Origin of the sequence: Pseudomonas atagonensis (assembly GCF_011369485.1) — a bacterium.
Lineage (GTDB): Bacteria > Pseudomonadota > Gammaproteobacteria > Pseudomonadales > Pseudomonadaceae > Aquipseudomonas > Aquipseudomonas atagonensis.
Map to the genome: position 1 here is coordinate 1 of NZ_VXCA01000026.1, position 19,645 is coordinate 19,645.

16 protein-coding genes are annotated in these 19,645 nt (G+C 60.1%); 7 read left to right on the forward strand and 9 right to left on the reverse strand.

Annotation, left to right across the window (positions count from 1 at the left end; all coding sequences use genetic code 11):
• Nucleotides 1–1,757: DUF6531 domain-containing protein (locus F2P67_RS18400; protein ID WP_246226524.1), on the reverse strand; the 1,757-nt coding region annotated here is incomplete at its 3' end.
• Nucleotides 1,758–2,003: 246 nt separating this feature from the next.
• Between F2P67_RS18400 and F2P67_RS18405 the strand changes: the two genes are divergently transcribed.
• Nucleotides 2,004–2,699, forward strand: a complete 696-nt coding sequence (locus F2P67_RS18405; RefSeq protein ID WP_166222346.1) for an HAD-IA family hydrolase — start codon at nt 2,004–2,006, stop codon at nt 2,697–2,699.
• 74 nt (nt 2,700–2,773) lie between these two features.
• Here F2P67_RS18405 and F2P67_RS18410 read toward each other — a convergent pair whose 3' ends face one another.
• Nucleotides 2,774–3,520 carry a 3-oxoacyl-ACP reductase family protein gene (locus F2P67_RS18410; protein ID WP_166222275.1) on the reverse strand — a complete coding sequence of 249 codons (747 nt, stop codon included), beginning with the start codon at nt 3,518–3,520 and terminating at the stop codon, nt 2,774–2,776.
• 126 nt (nt 3,521–3,646) lie between these two features.
• On the opposite strand from F2P67_RS18410, the gene F2P67_RS18415 reads away from it, so the two are divergent.
• Nucleotides 3,647–4,573, forward strand: coding sequence for a LysR family transcriptional regulator (locus F2P67_RS18415; RefSeq protein WP_166222277.1), 927 nt, complete (start codon nt 3,647–3,649; stop codon nt 4,571–4,573).
• 132 nt (nt 4,574–4,705) lie between these two features.
• On the opposite strand, the gene F2P67_RS18420 is transcribed toward F2P67_RS18415, so the two are convergent.
• The 3 genes from F2P67_RS18420 to F2P67_RS18430 form a co-directional block, all read right to left on the reverse strand.
• A complete protein-coding gene (locus F2P67_RS18420) occupies nt 4,706–5,434 on the reverse strand; it encodes an aspartate/glutamate racemase family protein (protein WP_007988885.1) in 729 nt (242 codons plus the stop codon).
• A 55-nt stretch (nt 5,435–5,489) separates the two neighbouring features.
• Entirely contained in the window at nt 5,490–7,028 is a 1,539-nt protein-coding gene (locus F2P67_RS18425; protein WP_166222279.1) for an NCS1 family nucleobase:cation symporter-1, read from the reverse strand.
• A 480-nt stretch (nt 7,029–7,508) separates the two neighbouring features.
• Nucleotides 7,509–8,243: a phosphoadenylyl-sulfate reductase gene (locus tag F2P67_RS18430; protein WP_166222281.1), complete on the reverse strand. Its 735-nt coding sequence runs from the start codon at nt 8,241–8,243 to the stop codon at nt 7,509–7,511.
• 164 nt (nt 8,244–8,407) lie between these two features.
• Here F2P67_RS18430 and thrH point away from each other — a divergent pair, with 164 nt between their 5' ends.
• The gene (gene thrH, locus F2P67_RS18435; RefSeq protein WP_166222283.1) at nt 8,408–9,025 is read left to right on the forward strand and encodes a bifunctional phosphoserine phosphatase/homoserine phosphotransferase ThrH; all 618 of its coding nucleotides are present in this window, start codon (nt 8,408–8,410) and stop codon (nt 9,023–9,025) included.
• An 87-nt stretch (nt 9,026–9,112) separates the two neighbouring features.
• Here thrH and pabB read toward each other — a convergent pair whose 3' ends face one another.
• From pabB to rloA, 4 genes are all read right to left on the reverse strand, one after another.
• Nucleotides 9,113–10,456 carry an aminodeoxychorismate synthase component I gene (pabB, locus tag F2P67_RS18440; RefSeq protein ID WP_166222285.1) on the reverse strand — a complete coding sequence of 448 codons (1,344 nt, stop codon included), beginning with the start codon at nt 10,454–10,456 and terminating at the stop codon, nt 9,113–9,115.
• 231 nt (nt 10,457–10,687) lie between these two features.
• Nucleotides 10,688–11,674 (reverse strand): alpha-L-glutamate ligase-like protein, encoded by a 987-nt coding sequence (locus tag F2P67_RS18445; protein ID WP_103303866.1) that lies wholly within the window; start codon nt 11,672–11,674, stop codon nt 10,688–10,690.
• Nucleotides 11,674–13,209, reverse strand: coding sequence for an osmotic stress tolerance membrane protein RloB (rloB, locus tag F2P67_RS18450; protein WP_166222287.1), 1,536 nt, complete (start codon nt 13,207–13,209; stop codon nt 11,674–11,676). Before rloB ends, F2P67_RS18445 begins: the two co-directional genes overlap by 1 nt.
• A 5-nt stretch (nt 13,210–13,214) precedes the next feature.
• Nucleotides 13,215–13,751: a retropepsin-like aspartic peptidase RloA gene (rloA, locus tag F2P67_RS18455; RefSeq protein WP_007916436.1), complete on the reverse strand. Its 537-nt coding sequence runs from the start codon at nt 13,749–13,751 to the stop codon at nt 13,215–13,217.
• A 290-nt stretch (nt 13,752–14,041) separates the two neighbouring features.
• Between rloA and F2P67_RS18460 the strand changes: the two genes are divergently transcribed.
• The 4 genes from F2P67_RS18460 to acnD all read left to right on the forward strand — a co-directional run bounded on the left by F2P67_RS18460 (nt 14,042) and on the right by acnD (nt 19,622).
• Nucleotides 14,042–14,764 (forward strand): GntR family transcriptional regulator, encoded by a 723-nt coding sequence (locus F2P67_RS18460; RefSeq protein WP_178120942.1) that lies wholly within the window; start codon nt 14,042–14,044, stop codon nt 14,762–14,764.
• Complete coding sequence (gene prpB, locus F2P67_RS18465; RefSeq protein WP_166222290.1) at nt 14,761–15,651, forward strand: methylisocitrate lyase; 891 nt, start codon at nt 14,761–14,763, stop codon at nt 15,649–15,651. Before F2P67_RS18460 ends, prpB begins: the two co-directional genes overlap by 4 nt.
• A 43-nt stretch (nt 15,652–15,694) precedes the next feature.
• Nucleotides 15,695–16,822, forward strand: coding sequence for a bifunctional 2-methylcitrate synthase/citrate synthase (gene prpC, locus F2P67_RS18470; RefSeq protein ID WP_166222292.1), 1,128 nt, complete (start codon nt 15,695–15,697; stop codon nt 16,820–16,822).
• A gap of 205 nt (nt 16,823–17,027) precedes the next feature.
• On the forward strand, nt 17,028–19,622 hold the full coding sequence (gene acnD / locus F2P67_RS18475; protein WP_166222294.1) for a Fe/S-dependent 2-methylisocitrate dehydratase AcnD: 2,595 nt from the start codon (nt 17,028–17,030) through the stop codon (nt 19,620–19,622).
• Nucleotides 19,623–19,645 lie beyond the last annotated feature (23 nt).

Consider the following 19,645-nt stretch of genomic DNA (forward strand, 5'->3'; position numbering starts at 1 on the left):
TCCTGACGATCCCGCGAAATACGCAGACGGTTGTCATACGCATCGCTGATCGCTGTCAGGCGTCCGGCGCGAAAGTGATAAAACCGCGCGGTGTCCCCGGCCAGCGCAAGAATCAGTTCTTCCGGCTCATCGCCGAGAAAAATCGCCGCCCGTGACAGGCTGTTATGAATCGCCGGTCGCTCGGCGCCGGGCAGCGGAAACCGCGTGCGGCGGTTTTCGTGGTCGACCCAGACCACGAAGTCGCCCTCAAACTCCAGCCGATGCGCCAGCGAATGGCTCCAGCCAAAGCCCAACCCGATATCGATCTCGGCGGCACTGCTGCGATACAAACGGGTGAATTCAAACGGCAGCCGCCCGTCGAGCGTGCCATCGGTGAGGGTCAGCAGTTCTTCGCCGGTGACCATCGACACCGGGCAGCCGTTGGTGCAGGTATTGGGCACGCAATCGACGCTGTCGCCGTTGGGGTTTTTCGCCTGGTCGGGGGCGTCGTCGTGGGACTCATGACGCTCCATCCGGGTGCCCGCGTGCGACTTGTCCCGCGCTATGGGCGCCGGGTTCGGCACCGTCAACACCAGCGAATCGGCCTGGCGAATATTCAACGGGATCGCTGGCGTCGGTTTCAGCTCGACATTCCGCGCATGGACCACCAACGGTTTCAGCACGCCGGCATGCCCGGTCAAATCCGGCGTCGAGGTCAGCTCGGACAAGCGCAGGGCAGACGCCGCCAGCCACTCGCGGGCTCGCGGCGACTTGATCTTGTCGAGCACTTTGCTGCTCAAGCGCAGTTGCACGCCGACGCCGCCGGACACACGCATCAACAGAAAACTGATCAACAGTTCGACGCGAACCTCAGCCACCACCTCGGCCAGATACTGCGGCGGCAACATCTTCAGCCAACTGGTGAATGCGGCCAGATGAATGAACAGCAAGGGTTCGTCACTGAGGATCAGCAGGCCGTTGGCGATTGCGTCACCGGAGGCTTGCAGCAGTGCGTCCAGCTCGATGTCGCTGAGGTACTCGAGCAGCTTTTCGCTGTTGGCCTGCAAGTCGGCGAACAGGGCGAACAATTGTTTGATGTCGTCCCAGACACCGTGGAGGGCTTTCTCCAATCCGCGCCAGTCGGCTTGTTGCAGTTGACCGTATCGTGCAACAAATCCGGCGCTGGAAAACTCCGTCCACAGCGGCTGAAACCCCGTCCATTCCCCGCGCAGCCACTCTTCCAGGCCACCGATCACCGCTTCATAAGAGGCATACAACGCTTGCACATGCCGCGTGGAAACATCGGGAAAGAAGGTGATGCGATAACGCTGGCCCCGATCGCAGTCAGTCACTTCCAGAATGCCGCTCGGCCCGATGGTGTGATGCAGCGGTTCGCCGAAGGTCAACACGCCAGCGACATCGGCAATCACTGGTTCGAGCGTCACCGGTGTGTCGCCGATCGGGACAAATCGCGATGCTTCGAACACGTGCACCAGCGTCAACGGACCACTGGCGGGGCACATGACCACGGCTGAACTGATGGGTTGGCGCGATTTGACCGGCGCGCTGAGGTGTACGTCATTGCCGACCTTGAACACCTGCTCGACATCCAGCGCCGAACCGCTCCAGAACTGTTCGGCCCAGGCTTCGTAGTTGTTCAGGCACAGACGGAATTCGCGGATCAGGTTTTCGAATTCCGGGTGTTCGGGATTGAGCGCGGCAACCACCAGCAGACCGATGCTGTTGTTCAGTGCCAGAAGCCGATCGGTTTGGAGCATTCGCTGTCACTCGCGCACATGGAAAAAGGTGCGAGGACTTTGCGGGGGATCAAACAGGAAAGAAGTCGGGCAAGTAGGAACTACCTGTAGGACGTTTCGCTAAATGCTGGCGAGTTGTTCATCGGCTCAATGGACATTGCCCGTTGCTCAATGTCTGCCACGCTCGTTATGCTGCTGAACCCTTTAATCAGATCCGAGCAGCGGCGCCAGGCGTCGCCCGGGATGTCTTTGAAAACGGATCCGATGATGAATGCACCGCTGAAGGCGTTCGGCCCGATCAAGGCCGTGATTTTCGATATGGACGGTTTGCTGCTGGACACCGAGGGCATCTACACCGAGGTCACCTCGCTGATTGCCCAGCGTTACGGGCGTACCTTCGACTGGAGCGTCAAGCAGAACATCATCGGTCGTGGCGCCAACGATCTGGCCAACTACGTGGTAAAGGCGCTGGAGTTGCCGATCACCGCTGAAGAGTTTCTGGTCATTCGCGAACCCTTGATGCGCGAGCGCTTCCCCACCGCGCAAGCGATGCCGGGCGCTGAAGAGCTGATTCGCCACCTCAAGGCGCACAACATTCCGATCGCCGTGGGCACCAGTTCGTCGCGACAGTCGTTTGGCCAGAAAACCACGTTGCACCGCGACTGGTTTGCGCTGTTCGATTTCATCGTCACGGCGGACGACCCGGAAGTCGGTGCAGCCAAACCGGCGCCGGACATTTTCCTTACGGCGGCCCGGCGTCTGGGGGTTGCCCCCGAGGATTGTCTGGTGTTCGAGGATTCGCCGTTTGGCGTCACGGCGGCCAAAGCCGCAGGAATGACCGCCATCGCCATTCCGGACGCCGCCATGGCCGATGAAAAGTACGCACACGCCGACGGGATTCTTCGTACGTTGAAAGCGTTCACCCCGAGCGCCTGTGGTTTGCCGGCGCTGGATTGGGCTTAAACAACCTGAACAAAAAAACGCCGCCCTTCTGTTGAAAGAGGGGCGGCGTTTTTCGTTCTGGCGACGTGGAAAGATCAGGCGCCGAAACCGCCGTCGATGGTCAGGCTGGCACCGGTGATGTAGCCCGCTTCCGGGCCTGCAAGGTAAGCGACGAAGCTGGCGATCTCTTCGGCTTTACCGTAACGACCCACCGCCATCAGCGGGATCAGGCTTTCGGCAAAGTCACCGTGGGCCGGGTTCATGTCGGTGTCGACCGGGCCAGGCTGCACGTTGTTGATGGTGATGCCGCGTGGGCCCAAATCCCGTGCCAGACCCTTGGTCAGGCCGACCAGTGCCGATTTGCTCATCGCATACACACCGCCACCGGCGAAGGGCATGCGGTCGGCGTTGGTGCTGCCGATGTTGATGATCCGTGCGCCTTCGCCCATGTGTTTGGCGGCTTCCTGCGAGGCGATGAAGACGCTGCGTACGTTGATTGCCAGGGTCTGATCGAAGTCTTCAAGTTTGAAGTCTTCCAGCGGCGCGACGGCCAGCACACCGGCGTTGTTGACCAGAATGTCGAGTCGACCGAAAGCTTCAACCGTTGCGCTGACCGCATGGCGAATGGCCGCGGCGTCAGCGCTGTCGGCCTTGATGGCGAGAGCCTTGCCGCCGTTGGCGGTGATGCTGTTTTGCAACGCTTCGGCTTTGGCGGTGGAGCTGACGTAAGTGAAGGCTACTGCTGCGCCTTCAGCGGCCAGGCGTTTGACGATGGCGGCACCGATGCCCCGAGAGCCGCCTTGAATCAGAGCGACTTTACCGCTGAGGTGTTGAGTGGTCATGTTCGATCTCCAGATGTTTCAAGGCGGAATGCCTTGTTGTTGGAACCGAGTATCGGCCTCGCATCGACAACCGTGTAGACCATGATTGCTATAGTCTGTGTAAACCAGAAGTTTATAGTGGCGATCATGGAAACTTTCAGCAGTATCGAATGCTTCGTGCGTAGCGCCGAAGTCGGCAGCTTCGCCGAGGCCGCCCGACGTTTGAGCCTGACCCCGGCAGCCGTCGGCAAAAGTGTGGCGAAGCTTGAGGGGCGGCTCGGTGTACGGCTGTTCCAGCGTAGTACACGCAGCCTGACGCTGACCGAGGCCGGGCATCTGTTCCTGAATCAGGTCAGTGGCAGCCTGACGACCATTCAAAATGCCGTGGCCAACCTGTCCAGTGTTGAAGGGCTGCCGGCGGGTACGCTGAAAGTCAGCATGGGTGCAGCCTTTGGATGCCTGCACATCGTGCCGATGCTCGGTGAGTTTCTGCGACGATTTCCCGCGATCAATCCGGACTGGCATTTCGATAATCGACAGGTCGATCTGATCGGGCAGGGGTTCGACGCCGCCATTGGTGGTGGTTTCGAGCTGCCGCAAGGTGTGATCGCGCGCAAGTTGAGCCCGGCGCACCGGATCCTGGTGGCGTCCAGCGATTATCTGCAGGCCAATCCGAATATCGTCGAGCCGGAAGACCTCAACCATCACGACGGCATTTTGATCCGCTCGCCACAAACCGGGCGCGTGCGTTCCTGGCAATTAGTCGGGCGCAATCCACAGAATTGTCGCCCGTTGATGCTCAAGGCGCGGATGACCATGAGCGATTCCGAGGCCGCTTGCAGGACAGCGGCGCAGGGCTTGGGCATTGCGCTGGTGAGCATGCCGTTTGCGGTGGGGTATCTTGAGGCGGGATCGTTGCAGCGGGTCTTGCCGGACTGGTTTGTCGATGATGGCAACATTTCGATCTACTACGCCGAGCACAAATTGTTGCCGGGCAAGACCCGGGCGTTTGTGGATTTTGTGATTGGGCAGTTTGCGCAGCAGGGACTGGCTCAGCGGTTCAGTGCTATCTGAATCTGGCTTGAAACCGAGGCGCGGCCATCGCGGGCAAGCCACGCTCCCACAGGTCTCGCGTGGCACACAAAATGTGTGGGCAACTCATAATCTGTGGGAGCGAGGCTTGCCCGCGATGAACGATAACGCTGTCTAGCGGGCAAATCGCCCCGGCCAGCCAATGATGTTTTTCGGCCGGGGCGTTGCATAAGTCCGCACCTTCGACGTCGACAATCCCAGGCGCACCAGCGATTCCGCAATTGTCACCGCTGCCGTCACTCCGTCCACCACCGGTACTCCGGTGCGCCGACGAATCTGCTCATCCAGCCCGGCCATGCCGCCGCAGCCCAGGCAAATCACTTCGGCCTTGTCTTGCGTCACCGCCAACTCAGCCTGATGCACGATGGCTTCCAGCGCCCGCTGCGGTTCATGCTCCAGCTCAAGCACCGCCAGACCGCTGGCTCGCACCGAGGCGCAGCGATCCCACAGACCGGACAGTTTCAGGCGATCCTCGATCAGCGGTACGGTGCGATCCAGCGTGGTGACTACCGAATACGCGTGGCCGAGAAACATCGCCGTACTCGCCGCCGCGTCAGTGATATCGACCACCGGCACGTTGAGCAATTCCTGCAAACCTTCGCGGCCATGTTCGCCGTAACCGGCCTGAATCACCGCATCGAACGGCTGATCGTAAGACATCACTCGATCCATAACGGCGATGGCGGCCAGATAGCTTTCGAAATTGCCTTCTATCGAGTCAGCGCCGAAGTGCGGTGTCAGGCCGACGATTTCGGTACCCGGTGAAGCGACAGCCTGCGCCGAGCGAGCGATGGCCTGAGTGATGGACTCGGTGGTGTTGACGTTGACCACGAGAATTCGCATGTGAAGTCCTTATAGCGGGCAGTTCTGCGGCCCGAAGTCCGGGCCGCGAAGGGGATTAATGGCAGACGTTGTCGACGGCGATGGACTCGCCGCTGACGTCGGCGTAGTGCGGCTGACGTTTGGCGATGATCAGGTAAAGCATTCCGGCGATTCCCGCGCCGATCAGCCAGGAGAACGGCGAGACACTGTGGAAGCCCGGCACCAGTGCCAGGACGATGGCGATCAGCGCTGCAGGAATGAACGCCGCTACCGCACGGAAATTGACGCCTCGGCTGTAGTAATAAGCGCCATTGGGATCTTCGCTGTAGAGCTGCGGGACGTTGATCCGGCCTTTGCGGATCAGCCAGTAGTCGACCATGATCACGCCGTACAACGGGCCGAGCAGGGCGCCCAGACCGGACAGGAAATACACGATGACCAACGGGCTGTTGTAGAGATTCCACGGCAGAATCAACACGGCGATGGTCGCGCTGATCAGCCCGGCACGGCGGAAGGTCAGGTATTTCGGCGCGAGGTTGCTGAGGACGAACGCCGGGGCGACGAAGTTGGCCATGATGTTCACCGCGACGGTGACGATCAGGAAGGCCAGGCAACCCAGAACCAGAAAGAACGTGTTGGGAATCGACGCAATGATTTCAGTCGGGCTTTCGATGATCCGGCCATTGATCTGAAACTGCGCGCCGCAGAGCAGCACGGTGATCGCGGCGAAAACCAGAATGTTCACCGGCAAGCCCCAGAAGTTGCCGATCTTGATGGTCTTGCGGCAGGGTGACGAGCGTGCGAAGTCGCAGAAGTTGAGAATCAGCGTGCCGTAGATCGCCAGCCACAATGCGCCACCGGCAAAAATGTTGCGCCACATCTCGCCGCCGGTCAGCGGTTCACGGATCGACCAGGCAATGGTTGCGTTGGCCTGGAAGTACATCCACGCGGCGAGGGCTGCGACGGTAAGCAAGATCACCGGTCCGGCAAAGGCTTCGTAACGACGAACCATTTCCATGCCGTAGGCAAGGATCGCCAGTTGCACGAACCAGATCGCCACAAAGCACACCCAGCCCAACGTCGACAGGCCGAGAATCGAGTTGTGGTCGTACTCGGCAAAGCCCGGATGCACGGAAGTGAGCAATACGCGGAAAACCACTGACGCCAGATACGTTTGTATGCCGAACCAGGCGATGGCGATCACGGCCCGGATTAACGCAGGGATCTGCGCGCCGTGTATACCGAAACTGATCCGGCTGATCACCGGAAACGGCACCCCGGTTTTCTGTCCCATGTAACCGGACAGGTTCATGAAGAAATACACCAGCGCCGCGCCGATCCCCAGCGACAGCAGAATCTGCCAACCACCGAGGCCCAGGGCGTACAGACCGATGGCGAACGAGTAGTTGGCGATGTTGTGAACGTCATTGGTCCACAGGGCGAAGATGCTGTACTTGCCCCAGCGCCGGCCTTCGGCCTTGGTTGGCGCCAGATCACTGTTGTGCAGGCGTGGGCTCAGTTGTAACGGCTCGGTCAGTCCGTCATGGGGTAACGGTTGATCGAGGGCAGAGGCGGGCAGATTCAGCGCGATGTTATTGGAGAGACTTGTACGCATTCCGGCAGGCTCCTGATGTTCAGTGCCGCGATGACTGTGCATGAGCCGCCCGGCTCGACAAATCTTCGTCGCGGCAATGAAAACATCACTGGTTACGGGGCATCTGCAGCCTGTACGGGATAGGGCGCTTCAGGCTTGCGGATCGAAAGTGTTTATGTTTTGCAGTTTTGTATACAAAACATGTATGCACTAAAGCCAGATTTGTGCCAGTCATCGATCTATCGCCAGCGCTGTTCATTTCGAAAAGTTATCGATTGGCACTAAGTGACTGAAATAAAAGCGATATAAGTTGACCGGTTGAGCAGGTATTTATTTTTTGCGGGGGTTTTGAGGGCGAGGCAAAAGGAAAGAGCGTTCGGAAGGGATGTAACTTTTCAGGGCGCGGAAACAAAAAAGTGCACACATAAATGGCACCGATGGTGACATTCGTGTGTACACATTTTTCGAGTCGCTACAAAGGGGAATCATCGTGGCAGTGATTTACGCCTTGCTGATGATATTACCGGCGTGCAGCCCGCATTCTTTTTGCGTCGCTTCTTCCCACCACCAGCGGCCTTCGCGCTCATGCTGGTTTGGCAGAACCGGACGGGTGCAGGGTTCGCAGCCGATGCTGATGAAACCGCGTTCATGCAGGCTGTTGTACGGCAGCTCCAGCATGCGGATGTAGCCCCAGATCTCTTCGCTGGTCATCTGCGCCAATGGGTTGAACTTGTACAGGGTGCGCTCAGGCGTAGAGAACGCGGTGTCGATTTCCATCACCGCCACGGCGCTGCGGGTGCCCGGACTCTGGTCGCGGCGCTGGCCGGTGGCCCAGGCTTTGACGCCGGACAACTTGCGGCGCAACGGCTCGATCTTGCGGATGCCGCAGCATTCGCCGTGGCCGTCCCTGTAGAAACTGAACAGGCCTTTTTCCTTCACGAACGGTTCCAGTTTCGTGTAGTCAGGCGACACCAGTTCGATGTCGATCTTGTAGTGCTCGCGTACCTGATCGATGAAACGGTAGGTCTCCGGGTGCAGGCGGCCGGTGTCGAGGCTGAACACCTTGACGTTCTTGTTGAGCTTCCAGGCCATGTCCACCAGCACCACATCCTCGGCGCCGCTGAAAGAGATCCACAAGTCATCGCCGAACTCGGCAAAGGCGAGTTTGAGAATGTCTTGCGCGGATTTGTTGGCATAGGTCGTGGCGAGTTCCACGACGTCGAACGTTGCACTCATCAGGGCGGCTTCCTACAGGTCAGTGGCGCTGGGCGCTCTATATGGGGCCGATGGTAACAAAAAGCTGCAGCGCTCGGGGCGTGCTGTGCGTTGCGCGACTGGAATTGAGTCGCTAGAGTTCGGCCTCGCTCGACTCAAATAATCAATACAAACGGGAGTGTCTTGTGGAAATTGCTTGCCTGGATCTTGAAGGGGTGTTGGTGCCGGAAATCTGGATCGCCTTCGCCGAAAAAACCGGAATCGAATCCCTCAAGGCCACCACCCGGGACATTCCCGACTACGACGTGCTGATGAAGCAGCGTCTGCGCATCCTCGATGAACATGGTTTGAAGCTGTCGGATATTCAGGAAGTGATCGCCACGCTGAAGCCGCTGGACGGCGCAGTGGAGTTCGTCAACTGGCTGCGCGAGCGCTTTCAGGTGGTGATTCTGTCGGACACGTTTTATGAATTCTCCCAGCCGCTGATGCGTCAACTGGGCTTCCCGACGCTGCTTTGCCATCGCCTTATCACCGATGAAGCCGGGCGGGTGACCGGCTATCAATTGCGTCAGAAAGACCCGAAACGTCAGTCGGTACTGGCGTTCAAGAGCCTGTATTACCGGGTGATTGCGGCCGGCGACTCGTACAACGACACGACAATGCTGGGCGAGGCGGACGCCGGGATTCTGTTCCATGCGCCGGACAACGTGATTCGCGAGTTCCCACAATTCCCTGCCGTGCACACCTTTGCCGAGTTGAAGCAGGAATTCTTGAAAGCTTCTAGTAGAGAGTTGAGTTTGTAGTCGTCTGAAAAGACGCCATCGCGTGCAGGCTCACTCCTACAAAGGAACGCATTCCAAATGTAGGAGTGAGCCTGCTCGCGATAGCTTTTAAAGGTTCTGCAGGGTTTCCAGCAGGATCTTCACTTTAGTAATCGACTCCTGATACTCCGCCTGCCAGTCCGAATCCGCGACGATCCCGCCGCCGCCCCAGCAGCACACCTGCCCATCCTTGACCAACAGACTGCGAATGGCGATGGAGCTGTCCATTTCGCCGCGCACGTCCAGGTACAGCAACGAACCGCAATACAAGCCGCGCCGGGTCGGCTCCAGTTCGTCAATGATCTGCATCGCGCGAATCTTCGGCGCGCCGGTGATCGAGCCGCCGGGGAAGCTGCCGGCGATCAGATCCAGGGCGTCGCGATCGTCCGCCAGTTCACCCGTCACGCTGCTGACCAGGTGATGCACGTTCGGATAGCTTTCCAGGCTGAACAACTCCGGCACCCGCACCGAACCGATGCGGCAAGTGCGCCCGAGGTCGTTGCGCAGCAGGTCGACGATCATCAGGTTCTCGGCGCGATCCTTGGGGCTGGCCAGCAGTGCGGCGGCGTTCGCGGCGTCTTCGTCCGGGTTAGCGCCACGCGGGCGGGTGCCCTTGATCGGGCGGGTTTCCACCTGACGCTGGCTGACCTTGACGAAGCGCTCCGGCGACAGACTCAACACTGCGCCGCCCTCGGGCAGGCTCTGGAACCCGGAAAAAGGTGTCGGGCACGCTTCGCGCAACGCGCAATAGGCCAGCCACGGATCGCCTTCGCAGGGCGCGCGGAAACGCTGGGCGAAGTTGACCTGATAGCAGTCACCGGCCTGAATGTAGTGCTGAATGCGCTCGAAGGCCTGGCGGTAGTCGTCAGCCGAGAGATCGGCGGTCATCGGGTTGTTCAATCTGAACGGTGTCAGCGGGGGCGAGACCGCTTCAGAGAAAAGTTTGATCAGGCGTCGTCGCTGAATATCATCCACCGATGGATGAAACACCAATTGGCTGGTCGCGGTCTGGTGATCGCTGATCAGCGCCCAGTCATACAAGCCAAACCGTGCATCCGGCAGTTGCAGGTCATCTCGGGCCTGACTCGGCAAATTCTCCAGGTGCCGGCCGAAATCGTAGCTCAGGTAACCGATCAAACCGCCAGCAAACGGCAACTCGTAACCTATAGGCAAATCAGCCTCGCCCAAGCGATTCAGATTGTCGCGCAGGCGTTGCAGGAAGTGGCCACCGCTTTCGTCCGGCAACACCGCCAATTGATCGAGCGGCCAGGCGCTGAGCAAGTCATATCGACCACGGTCGGCACTCGGCCGGCCACTGTCGAGCAGCACGGCGCCAGGAACGTGGCGGATGGCCGCGAAATAGTCGGCGGGATTGGCGCGATAGGGCAGCGGGTGTACGGAACAGGTCAACATGGGCGGGGCAGATCGGCCATTGAGGCGGGGTGGGGATTGTAGTCCTCTGCGGGAATTGCTCCTAGAGGGGATGTCGGGGATTGGCAGATTGGCGGCAGGATCACGCGACTTGATTGATCGTTCCCACGCTCTGCGTGGGAATGCATCCCGTGACGCTCCGCGTCACAGTGGACGCGGAGCGTCCATGGCGGCGTTACCACGCGGAGCGTGGGAACGATCATGAAAGGGAAGTCAGCCCTCGACCGCAGGAATATGCCCAAACATTTCCTGAGTAAACGCCACCCGCTCTTCAACCGACTCAGTCACCCCACGCGCCTTAAGCTCTTCCAGCCGCGCTTCTACGGCATGGGTGCGCAAGGTCAGCCCGCAGTCGTTGGCAATCTGGATATTCAGCCCCGGCCGTGCATTCAGTTCCAGAATCAGCGGGCCCTTCTCCTGATCGAGCACCATGTCTACGCCGATATACCCCAAGCCGCACAGCTCATAGCAGCCGGCGGCGAGTTTCATGAAACCGTCCCAATAGGGCAGTTGCACGCCGTCCACCGCGTTGGTGGTGTCGGGGTGTTTGGTGATGATGTTGTTCAGCCAGGTGCCGCGCAATGTCAGACCGGTCGCCAGGTCGACACCGACGCCAATGGCGCCCTGGTGCAGGTTGGCCTTGCCGCCGGACTGCCGGGTTGGCAGACGCAACATCGCCATCACCGGGTAACCCATCAGCACGATGATGCGGATATCCGGCACGCCTTCGTAGCTGATGCTTTTGAAAATCTGATCCGGAGTCACGCGGTATTCGATCAGCGCACGGTCGCGGTGGCCGCCCAGCGAATACAGGCCGGTGAGAATGCTCGAGATGTGATGCTCAAGCTCTTCGTGGGCAATGATCTTGCCCGACACCGTGCGGTAGCGGCCCTCGAAGCGGTCGGCGACGACGATGATGCCGTCGCCGCCAGCCCCCTGCGCCGGCTTGATCACGAAGTCGCTGCGCCCGCCGATGATCTCGCCGAGCTTGTCGATTTCCTTCTCGGTGGAAATCACGCCATACAGTTCCGGCACGTGAATGCCGGCCTTGATCGCGCGTTCCTTGGTGATGATCTTGTCATCGACGATCGGGTACAGGCTGCGCTTGTTGTACTTGAGCACGTAGTCGGCGTTACGCCGGTTGATACCCATGATGCCCCGCGCCTCCAGAGCCTTCCAGGTCTTCCAGAAACCGAACATCAGGCGTCAGCCTTCTTCAGGAAAGCCTTGAAACGCACCAGTTCCGTCAGGCGGTAGCCGCGATAGCGACCCATCGCCAGCATGAAGCCGACCAGAATCAGCAGGATTGCCGGGAAGGTGAACACGAAGTACACCAGCTCAGGCACGGTCATGATCAGGTGCGCCAGGGACGCCGCGAACAACGTACCAATCGCCACTTTCATCGCATGGCTGGCACCGCGTTCTTCCCAGGTGATCGACAGGCGTTCGATGGTCATGGTCAAAATCACCATCGGGAACAGCGCCACGGACAAGCCGCGTTCCAGACCGAGTTTGTGGCTGAACAGGCTGATCGCCGCGATCAGCACCACCACGAACGTCAACACCACCGAGAGTCGCGGCAGCATTTGCAGCTTCAAGTGTTCCAGATACGAACGTAATGACAGTCCCAGCGCCGTGATCACGGTAAACAGCAAAATACCGAAGCCCAGTTGCGTTTCACGGAAGGCAAGGGCGATCAGTACCGGGGTGAACGTGCCGAGCGTCTGCAGGCCGATCAGGTTGCGCAGGATCAGGATCACCAGCACGCCAATCGGGATCATCACCATGATCATGAAGGTCTGTTGGGTCTGCAGCGGCAGGCCGTACAGCGAGTATTCGAGGAAATTGGCGTCGGTGTTTTCGTCGGTCAGCTTGGCCAGACGAATCGCGTTCATCTCGCTGTTGTTCAGGCTGAAGGTCACGTTGGCTTTCTTGCCGCCGTCGACGGTGATCAGGTTTTCATCGCCGGTCCACCACAGCAGGCGGTCGGTCGGCAGGCCTTGCTCGCCGGTTTCCGGGTTGAAGTACAGCCAGTCGTTGCCGTTGAAGCTGCGCAGCCACAGTTCCGGGGTTTGCGGCTGATCGGCAACGAGGCGGATGGTGTGGACTTTTTCCACTGGTACGTGGGCGATGGACAGCAGCAGTTCGACGATTTTGGCTTTGTGCGGCGTCGACGGATCGCCGGCCAGCAGCAGTTTGACGTTGTCGTCGTTGAGGTTGTTGACGCGTTTGATCGCCTCGCCAATAAAGGTTTCGACGTCGGCGGAGTGTTGACGAATCGGCGCGAGCAAGGCTTCGGCGGCGATTTTTTCCGGGCCTTCGATGGCCATGCTGTCACGGAAGGTCGGGCCTTTGATCTTGGTTTTTTCGGCGGTGTAACGCTTGGTCAGCACCAGACGGTAATAAAGGGTCTGGTTGCCCTTGGCCCGGCGTGCCGACCAGGTGACCTTGCGGTTGCCGTCGACGCGGTTCACCGCCACGCCGTAATTATTGGAAATGAAGCTTTCGTTGAGGCTGACGTAGTCGCGGCTCAGGGGCGGCACGAACATCTGGATCTTCACCGGATCCTTGGTGCTGGCGACGAACTCGACCTTGGCGTCGATGTTCCACAAGTCGTCGGTGGCGTCTTCGGTCACCGGGATGCCGAGCACGAAAATCTGATAGGCCGTAACCGAAACGCCCAGAAGCACCAGAATGGTGATCAGGATTTTCAGGTGGAAGGTTAGAGAACGCATGGAAATTACTCGGCGGTATGAGCGGCGATGGTGCAGGCGGGTTTGCCGGCAGCGTATTTAAGACTGGGGTCGACCAGCGCATCGAAGCGTTTCAGCGCTTCGGAGCCAATCAAAAGCGGGTATTGGAACGCACTTCGGTCGGTCAGGTTCACTTCGATACTGCGTAAAGCCGAACCCATGCAGATATCAAGCTCGATCACCGGACGGGCGGTGTACTTCTTGCCTTCTTCCGGATCGTAATCGCCGGCGCGGCGCTTGATCTTGCTGACCCGCGCCAGCGGCCGTTCGATCGGGTGCGAATGCGCGGCGTCGATGGCCAGATAAAAGCGCACCCAGGATTCGCCGTTGCGTTTAAAGCGTTTGATGTCGCGGGCACTCAGCGACGCGGTTTTCGCGCCGGTGTCGAGTTTGGCCGCGACTTCCAGATTGATGCCATCAAGGGAGGCGTATTCGTTGAGGCCATACACGGTTTTTTCCCCCGCCGCAGCGAGGCCGGGCAGGCAAAACAGAGCAAAAAAAGTGGGAAAGGGCTTGAGTCTCATAAATCCTGGTGCGCAGCGTTCCGTTGTCGGTTCAGGTCCTTGGCAATGCTTGCGCAAGCCCTGCGTGTGCCTATCAGCTTTTTATGACAAGCCGTACAAATGGCCAGCAAATGCGGGCGGCATTCTAGCACGGTGGTTTTATGGCGCCAGCGCCCGAGCGGGTCTATAACCCTTGGGGCTGTCGGAGTGGGTTATTAGACGATTGTCGACAATGTCTATTTATCCTTTGACTGATGCGGGCTAATTGGCTAGTTTTTGCCGCATTGGATTTGAAGGTGTCGACAATCATGCTGGATCAACTCGATCCCCCGGTCATCAGCGGCGACGATTCCGAGACGCTCTCGGAAAACGTCTTCCGGCGCATTCAGGCCGCCATCGTCAAAGGCGAGATCGCCCCGGGCAGCAAGATCTCCGAGCCGGAACTGGCGCGCACCTACGGCATCAGCCGTGGGCCGCTGCGCGAAGCCATCCATCGCCTGGAAGGCCAGCGCCTGTTGGTGCGCGTGCCGCACGTCGGCGCGCGAGTGGTCTCGCTAAGCCACGCCGAATTGCTCGAACTCTACGAAATCCGCGAATCCCTCGAAGGCATGGCCTGCCGTCTGGCGGCTGAGCGCATGAGCGTCGAGGAAATCGACGAACTGCGCCGGGTGCTGGAAACCCACGAGCGCGACGCCGCGTTTCAGGCCGGCGTTGGCTATTACCAGCAGGAAGGCGATTTCGACTTTCACTACCGGATCATCCAGGGCAGCGGCAATCGCACGCTCACGCAGATGCTCTGCGGTGAGCTGTATCAACTGGTGCGCATGTACCGCATCCAGTTTTCCACCACGCCGAATCGCCCGCGTCAGGCTTTTGCCGAACACCACCGCATTCTCGATGCCATCGCCGACCGTGACGGCGAGCTCGCGGAATTGCTGATGCGCCGTCACATCGGCGCCTCGAAACGCAACATCGCTCGTCATTACCAGGACGGCGCCCCCAATAAGACAGCCACTGAACGAGGTGAGTCATGAGTTCCAACCCGAACACTCCCGGCCAGCGTTTCCGCGACGCGGTCGCCAGCGAGCATCCATTGCAAGTGGTCGGCGCGATCAACGCCAACCACGCGCTGCTGGCCAAACGCGCCGGTTTCAAGGCGATTTACCTGTCCGGTGGCGGGGTGGCCGCAGGTTCCCTCGGCGTGCCGGACCTGGGCATCACCGGGCTGGACGATGTGCTGACCGACGTGCGCCGCATCACTGACGTCTGCGACCTGCCGCTGTTGGTGGATGTCGATACCGGTTTCGGCTCCTCGGCGTTCAACGTCGCGCGCACCGTCAAGTCGATGATCAAGTTCGGCGCAGCGGCGATTCATATCGAAGATCAGGTCGGCGCCAAGCGCTGCGGTCATCGCCCGAATAAAGAGATCGTCAGCCAGCAGGAAATGGTCGACCGCATCAAGGCCGCCGTCGATGCCCGCACCGACGACAGCTTCGTGATCATGGCGCGCACCGACGCGCTGGCGGTGGAAGGTCTGGAATCGGCACTGGATCGCGCCGCCGCGTGCATCGAGGCCGGCGCCGACATGATTTTCCCGGAAGCCATCACTGAGCTGGAAATGTACAAGCTGTTCGCCAACCGCGTGAAAGCACCGATCCTGGCCAACATCACCGAGTTCGGTTCGACGCCGCTGTACACCACCGAGCAACTGGCCGGCGCTGACGTGTCGCTGGTGCTTTATCCGCTGTCGGCGTTCCGTGCGATGAACAAGGCTGCGGAAAACGTCTACACCGCGATCCGCCGCGACGGCACCCAGCAAAATGTCATCGACACCATGCAGACTCGCATGGAGCTCTACGATCGCATCGATTACCACACCTTCGAGCAGAAGCTCGACGCGTTGTTTGCGGCGAAGAAGTAAGCCGCAACCGTACTCCCTAACAAATTCAAGATTGGAGACAACAATGGCTGAAGCAAAAGTACTCAGTGGCGCCGGGCTCCGGGGCCAGGTTGCCGGGCAAACCGCACTGTCCACCGTGGGCCAGGCCGGTGCCGGGCTGACCTATCGCGGCTACGACGTGCGCGAACTGGCGGCAGACGCACAGTTTGAAGAAGTGGCATACCTGCTGCTCTACGGCGAACTGCCGAGCAAGGCACAACTCGCCGACTATCAAGGCAAACTCAGCAAGCTGCGCGACCTGCCACAAGCGCTGAAAGAAGTGCTCGAACGCATCCCCGCCGACGCCCACCCGATGGACGTGATGCGCACCGGTTGCTCGTTCCTGGGCAACATCGAGCCGGAGAAAGATTTCTCCGAGCAACACGACAAGACCGACCGCCTGCTGGCCGCGTTCCCGGCGATCATGTGCTACTGGTATCGCTTCAGCCACGACGGCAAACGCATCAATTGTGTAAGCGACGAGCCAACCATCGGCGGCCACTTCCTGCACCTGCTGCACGACAAGAAGCCGAGCGAGCTGCACGTCAAAGTGATGAACGTGTCGCTGATCCTCTACGCCGAGCACGAGTTCAACGCCTCGACCTTCACCGCTCGCGTGTGCGCTTCGACCCTGTCCGACCTGTATTCCTGCGTCACCGCAGCCATCGGCTCGCTGCGCGGCCCGCTGCACGGTGGCGCCAACGAAGCGGCGATGGAAATGATCGAGCGCTTCTCGTCGCCGGAAGAGGCGATCAAAGGCACCCTCGGCATGCTCGAGCGCAAAGACAAGATCATGGGCTTCGGCCACGCGATCTATAAGGACAGCGATCCACGTAACGAAGTGATCAAGGGCTGGGCGAAAAAACTCGCTGACGAAGTCGGTGACAAGGTGCTGTTCCCGGTTTCGGAAGCCATCGACAAAACCATGTGGGAACAGAAAAAACTGTTCCCCAACGCCGACTTCTACCATGCCTCGGCGTACCACTTCATGGGCATCCCGACCAAGCTGTTCACGCCGATCTTCGTCTGTTCGCGCCTGACCGGCTGGGCCGCGCACGTGTTCGAACAGCGCGCCAACAACCGCATCATTCGTCCAAGCGCCGAGTACACCGGCGTCGAACAGCGCAAGTTCGTGCCAATCGAACGTCGCTGAATGGTGAAGCTGCCACACAGGTAACTGGATAAACCGGAAACCCTAGTGGGAGGGGGCTTGCTCCCGAAAGCGGTGTATCAATCGACACGTCATTGACTGACACACCGTATTCGGGAACAAGCCCCCTCCCACAGTTGACCGAGTTGAATCCAGTACTGGTGCAACGCTTGCCTTTTGTAATTACCGTGACCCGAGTCCTGACCCGATGAACACAGAATTTCGCAAGAACCTGCCCGGCACGCCGCTGGACTTTTTCGATGTCCGCGCGGCTGTCGATGCGATCCAGCCCGGCAGCTACGACACCCTGCCGTACACCTCTCGCGTGCTGGCGGAAAACCTCGTGCGTCGCTGCGATCCGGCCACGCTGACCGATTCCCTCAAGCAATTGATCGAGCGCAAACGCGACCTCGACTTCCCTTGGTTCCCGGCCCGCGTGGTGTGCCACGACATTCTCGGCCAGACTGCGCTGGTGGATCTGGCCGGCCTGCGCGACGCGATTGCCCAGCAGGGTGGCGACCCGGCGCAGGTCAACCCGGTGGTGCCGACGCAACTGATCGTCGACCACTCGCTGGCCGTGGAAGCGGGCGGTTTTGACGCGCAGGCGTTCGAGAAGAACCGCGCCATCGAAGACCGTCGCAACGAAGACCGTTTCCACTTCATCAACTGGACCAAGAAGGCGTTCAAGAACGTCGATGTGATCCCGCCGGGCAACGGCATCATGCACCAGATCAACCTGGAGAAAATGTCTCCGGTGATTCAGGTGCGCGACGGTGTGGCATTCCCGGATACCTGCGTCGGCACCGACAGCCACACCCCGCACGTTGATGCGCTGGGCGTGATCGCCATCGGTGTCGGTGGGCTTGAAGCCGAGAGCGTGATGCTCGGCCGCGCGTCGTGGATGCGCCTGCCAGAAAGCGTCGGCGTCGAACTGACCGGCAAGCTGCAACCGGGCATCACCGCCACCGACATGGTGCTGGCGCTGACCGAGTACCTGCGCAAACAGAAAGTCGTCGGCGCATGGCTGGAGTTCTTCGGCGAAGGCGCCGCTGCGCTGACCCTCGGCGACCGCGCGACCATCTCCAACATGGCCCCGGAATATGGCGCCACCGCAGCGATGTTCTACATCGACCAGCAGACCATCGATTATCTAAAACTCACCGGTCGTGAAGACCAGCAAGTACAGTTGGTCGAGCACTACGCCAAGACCACCGGCCTGTGGGCCGATAGCCTGAAAGGCGCGCAGTATGAGCGCGGTCTGACCTTCGATCTGTCCTCGGTGGTGCGCAACATGGCCGGCCCGAGCAACCCGCACGCCCGTGTCGCGGTATCGGATCTGGCGGCCAAAGGCATCGCCGGCCAGTGGCAAGACGTACCGGGGCAAATGCCCGACGGTGCGGTGATCATCGCCGCCATCACCAGTTGCACCAACACCAGCAATCCGCGCAACGTGATCGCTGCCGGCCTGCTGGCGCGCAACGCCAACAAGCTCGGGCTGGCCCGCAAGCCGTGGGTCAAGTCCTCGCTGGCGCCAGGCTCAAAAACCGTCGCGTTGTACCTCGACGAAGCGGGGCTGACCACGGAGCTGGAGCAGCTCGGTTTCGGCGTCGTCGCCTTCGCCTGCACCACCTGCAACGGCATGTCCGGCGCACTCGATCCGGTGATCCAGCAAGAGATCATCGACCGCGATCTGTACGCCACCGCTGTGTTGTCCGGTAACCGCAACTTCGATGGCCGCATCCACCCGTACGCCAAGCAGGCGTTCCTCGCATCGCCGCCGCTGGTGGTCGCGTACGCCATTGCCGGCACCATTCGTTTCGACATCGAAAAAGACTTGCTCGGCGTGGTCGACGGCAAGGAAATCCGCCTGAAGGACATCTGGCCGAGCGACGAAGAAATCGACGCGGTGGTGAAGTCTTCGGTCAAGCCCGAGCAGTTCCGACAGGTCTACATTCCGATGTTCGCCGTCCACGAAGACACTGGCCCGAAAGTCACGCCGCTGTACGACTGGCGCGAGATGAGTACCTACATCCGCCGTCCTCCTTACTGGGAAGGCGCGCTGGCCGGAGCGCGGCCGCTCAAGGGCATGCGCCCGCTGGCGGTGCTTCCGGACAACATCACTACCGATCACCTGTCGCCGTCGAACGCGATCATGCTCGACAGCGCCGCCGGCGAATACCTGGCGAAAATGGGCCTGCCGGAAGAGGACTTCAACTCGTACGCGACCCACCGTGGTGACCACTTGACTGCGCAGCGCGCAACGTTTGCCAACCCGAAACTGTTCAACGAAATGGTCGTGGAAAACGGCAAGGTCAAGCAGGGCTCGCTGGCCCGTGTCGAGCCGGAAGGCCAAGTGATGCGCATGTGGGAAGCCATCGAGACCTACATGGAACGCAAGCAGCCGCTGATCATCATTGCCGGCGCTGATTACGGTCAGGGTTCGTCCCGCGACTGGGCGGCCAAAGGCGTGCGTCTGGCGGGTGTGGAAGCGATCGCCGCCGAAGGTTTCGAGCGCATTCACCGTACCAACCTGGTGGGCATGGGCGTGTTGCCGCTGGAATTCAAGCCGGGCACCGACCGTAAAACATTGGGCATCGACGGCAGCGAAACCTACGACGTGATTGGTGAGCGCACGCCGCGTGCCGACCTGACGCTGGTGATCCATCGCAAGAACGGCGAACGCGTCGAAGTGCCGGTGACCTGCCGTCTGGATACCGCCGAAGAAGTGTCGATCTACGAGGCCGGCGGCGTGCTGCAACGCTTCGCTCAGGACTTCCTCGAAGAGTCGGCGGTTGCCGTTTAAATCATATTAAGCGACCAAGGGAT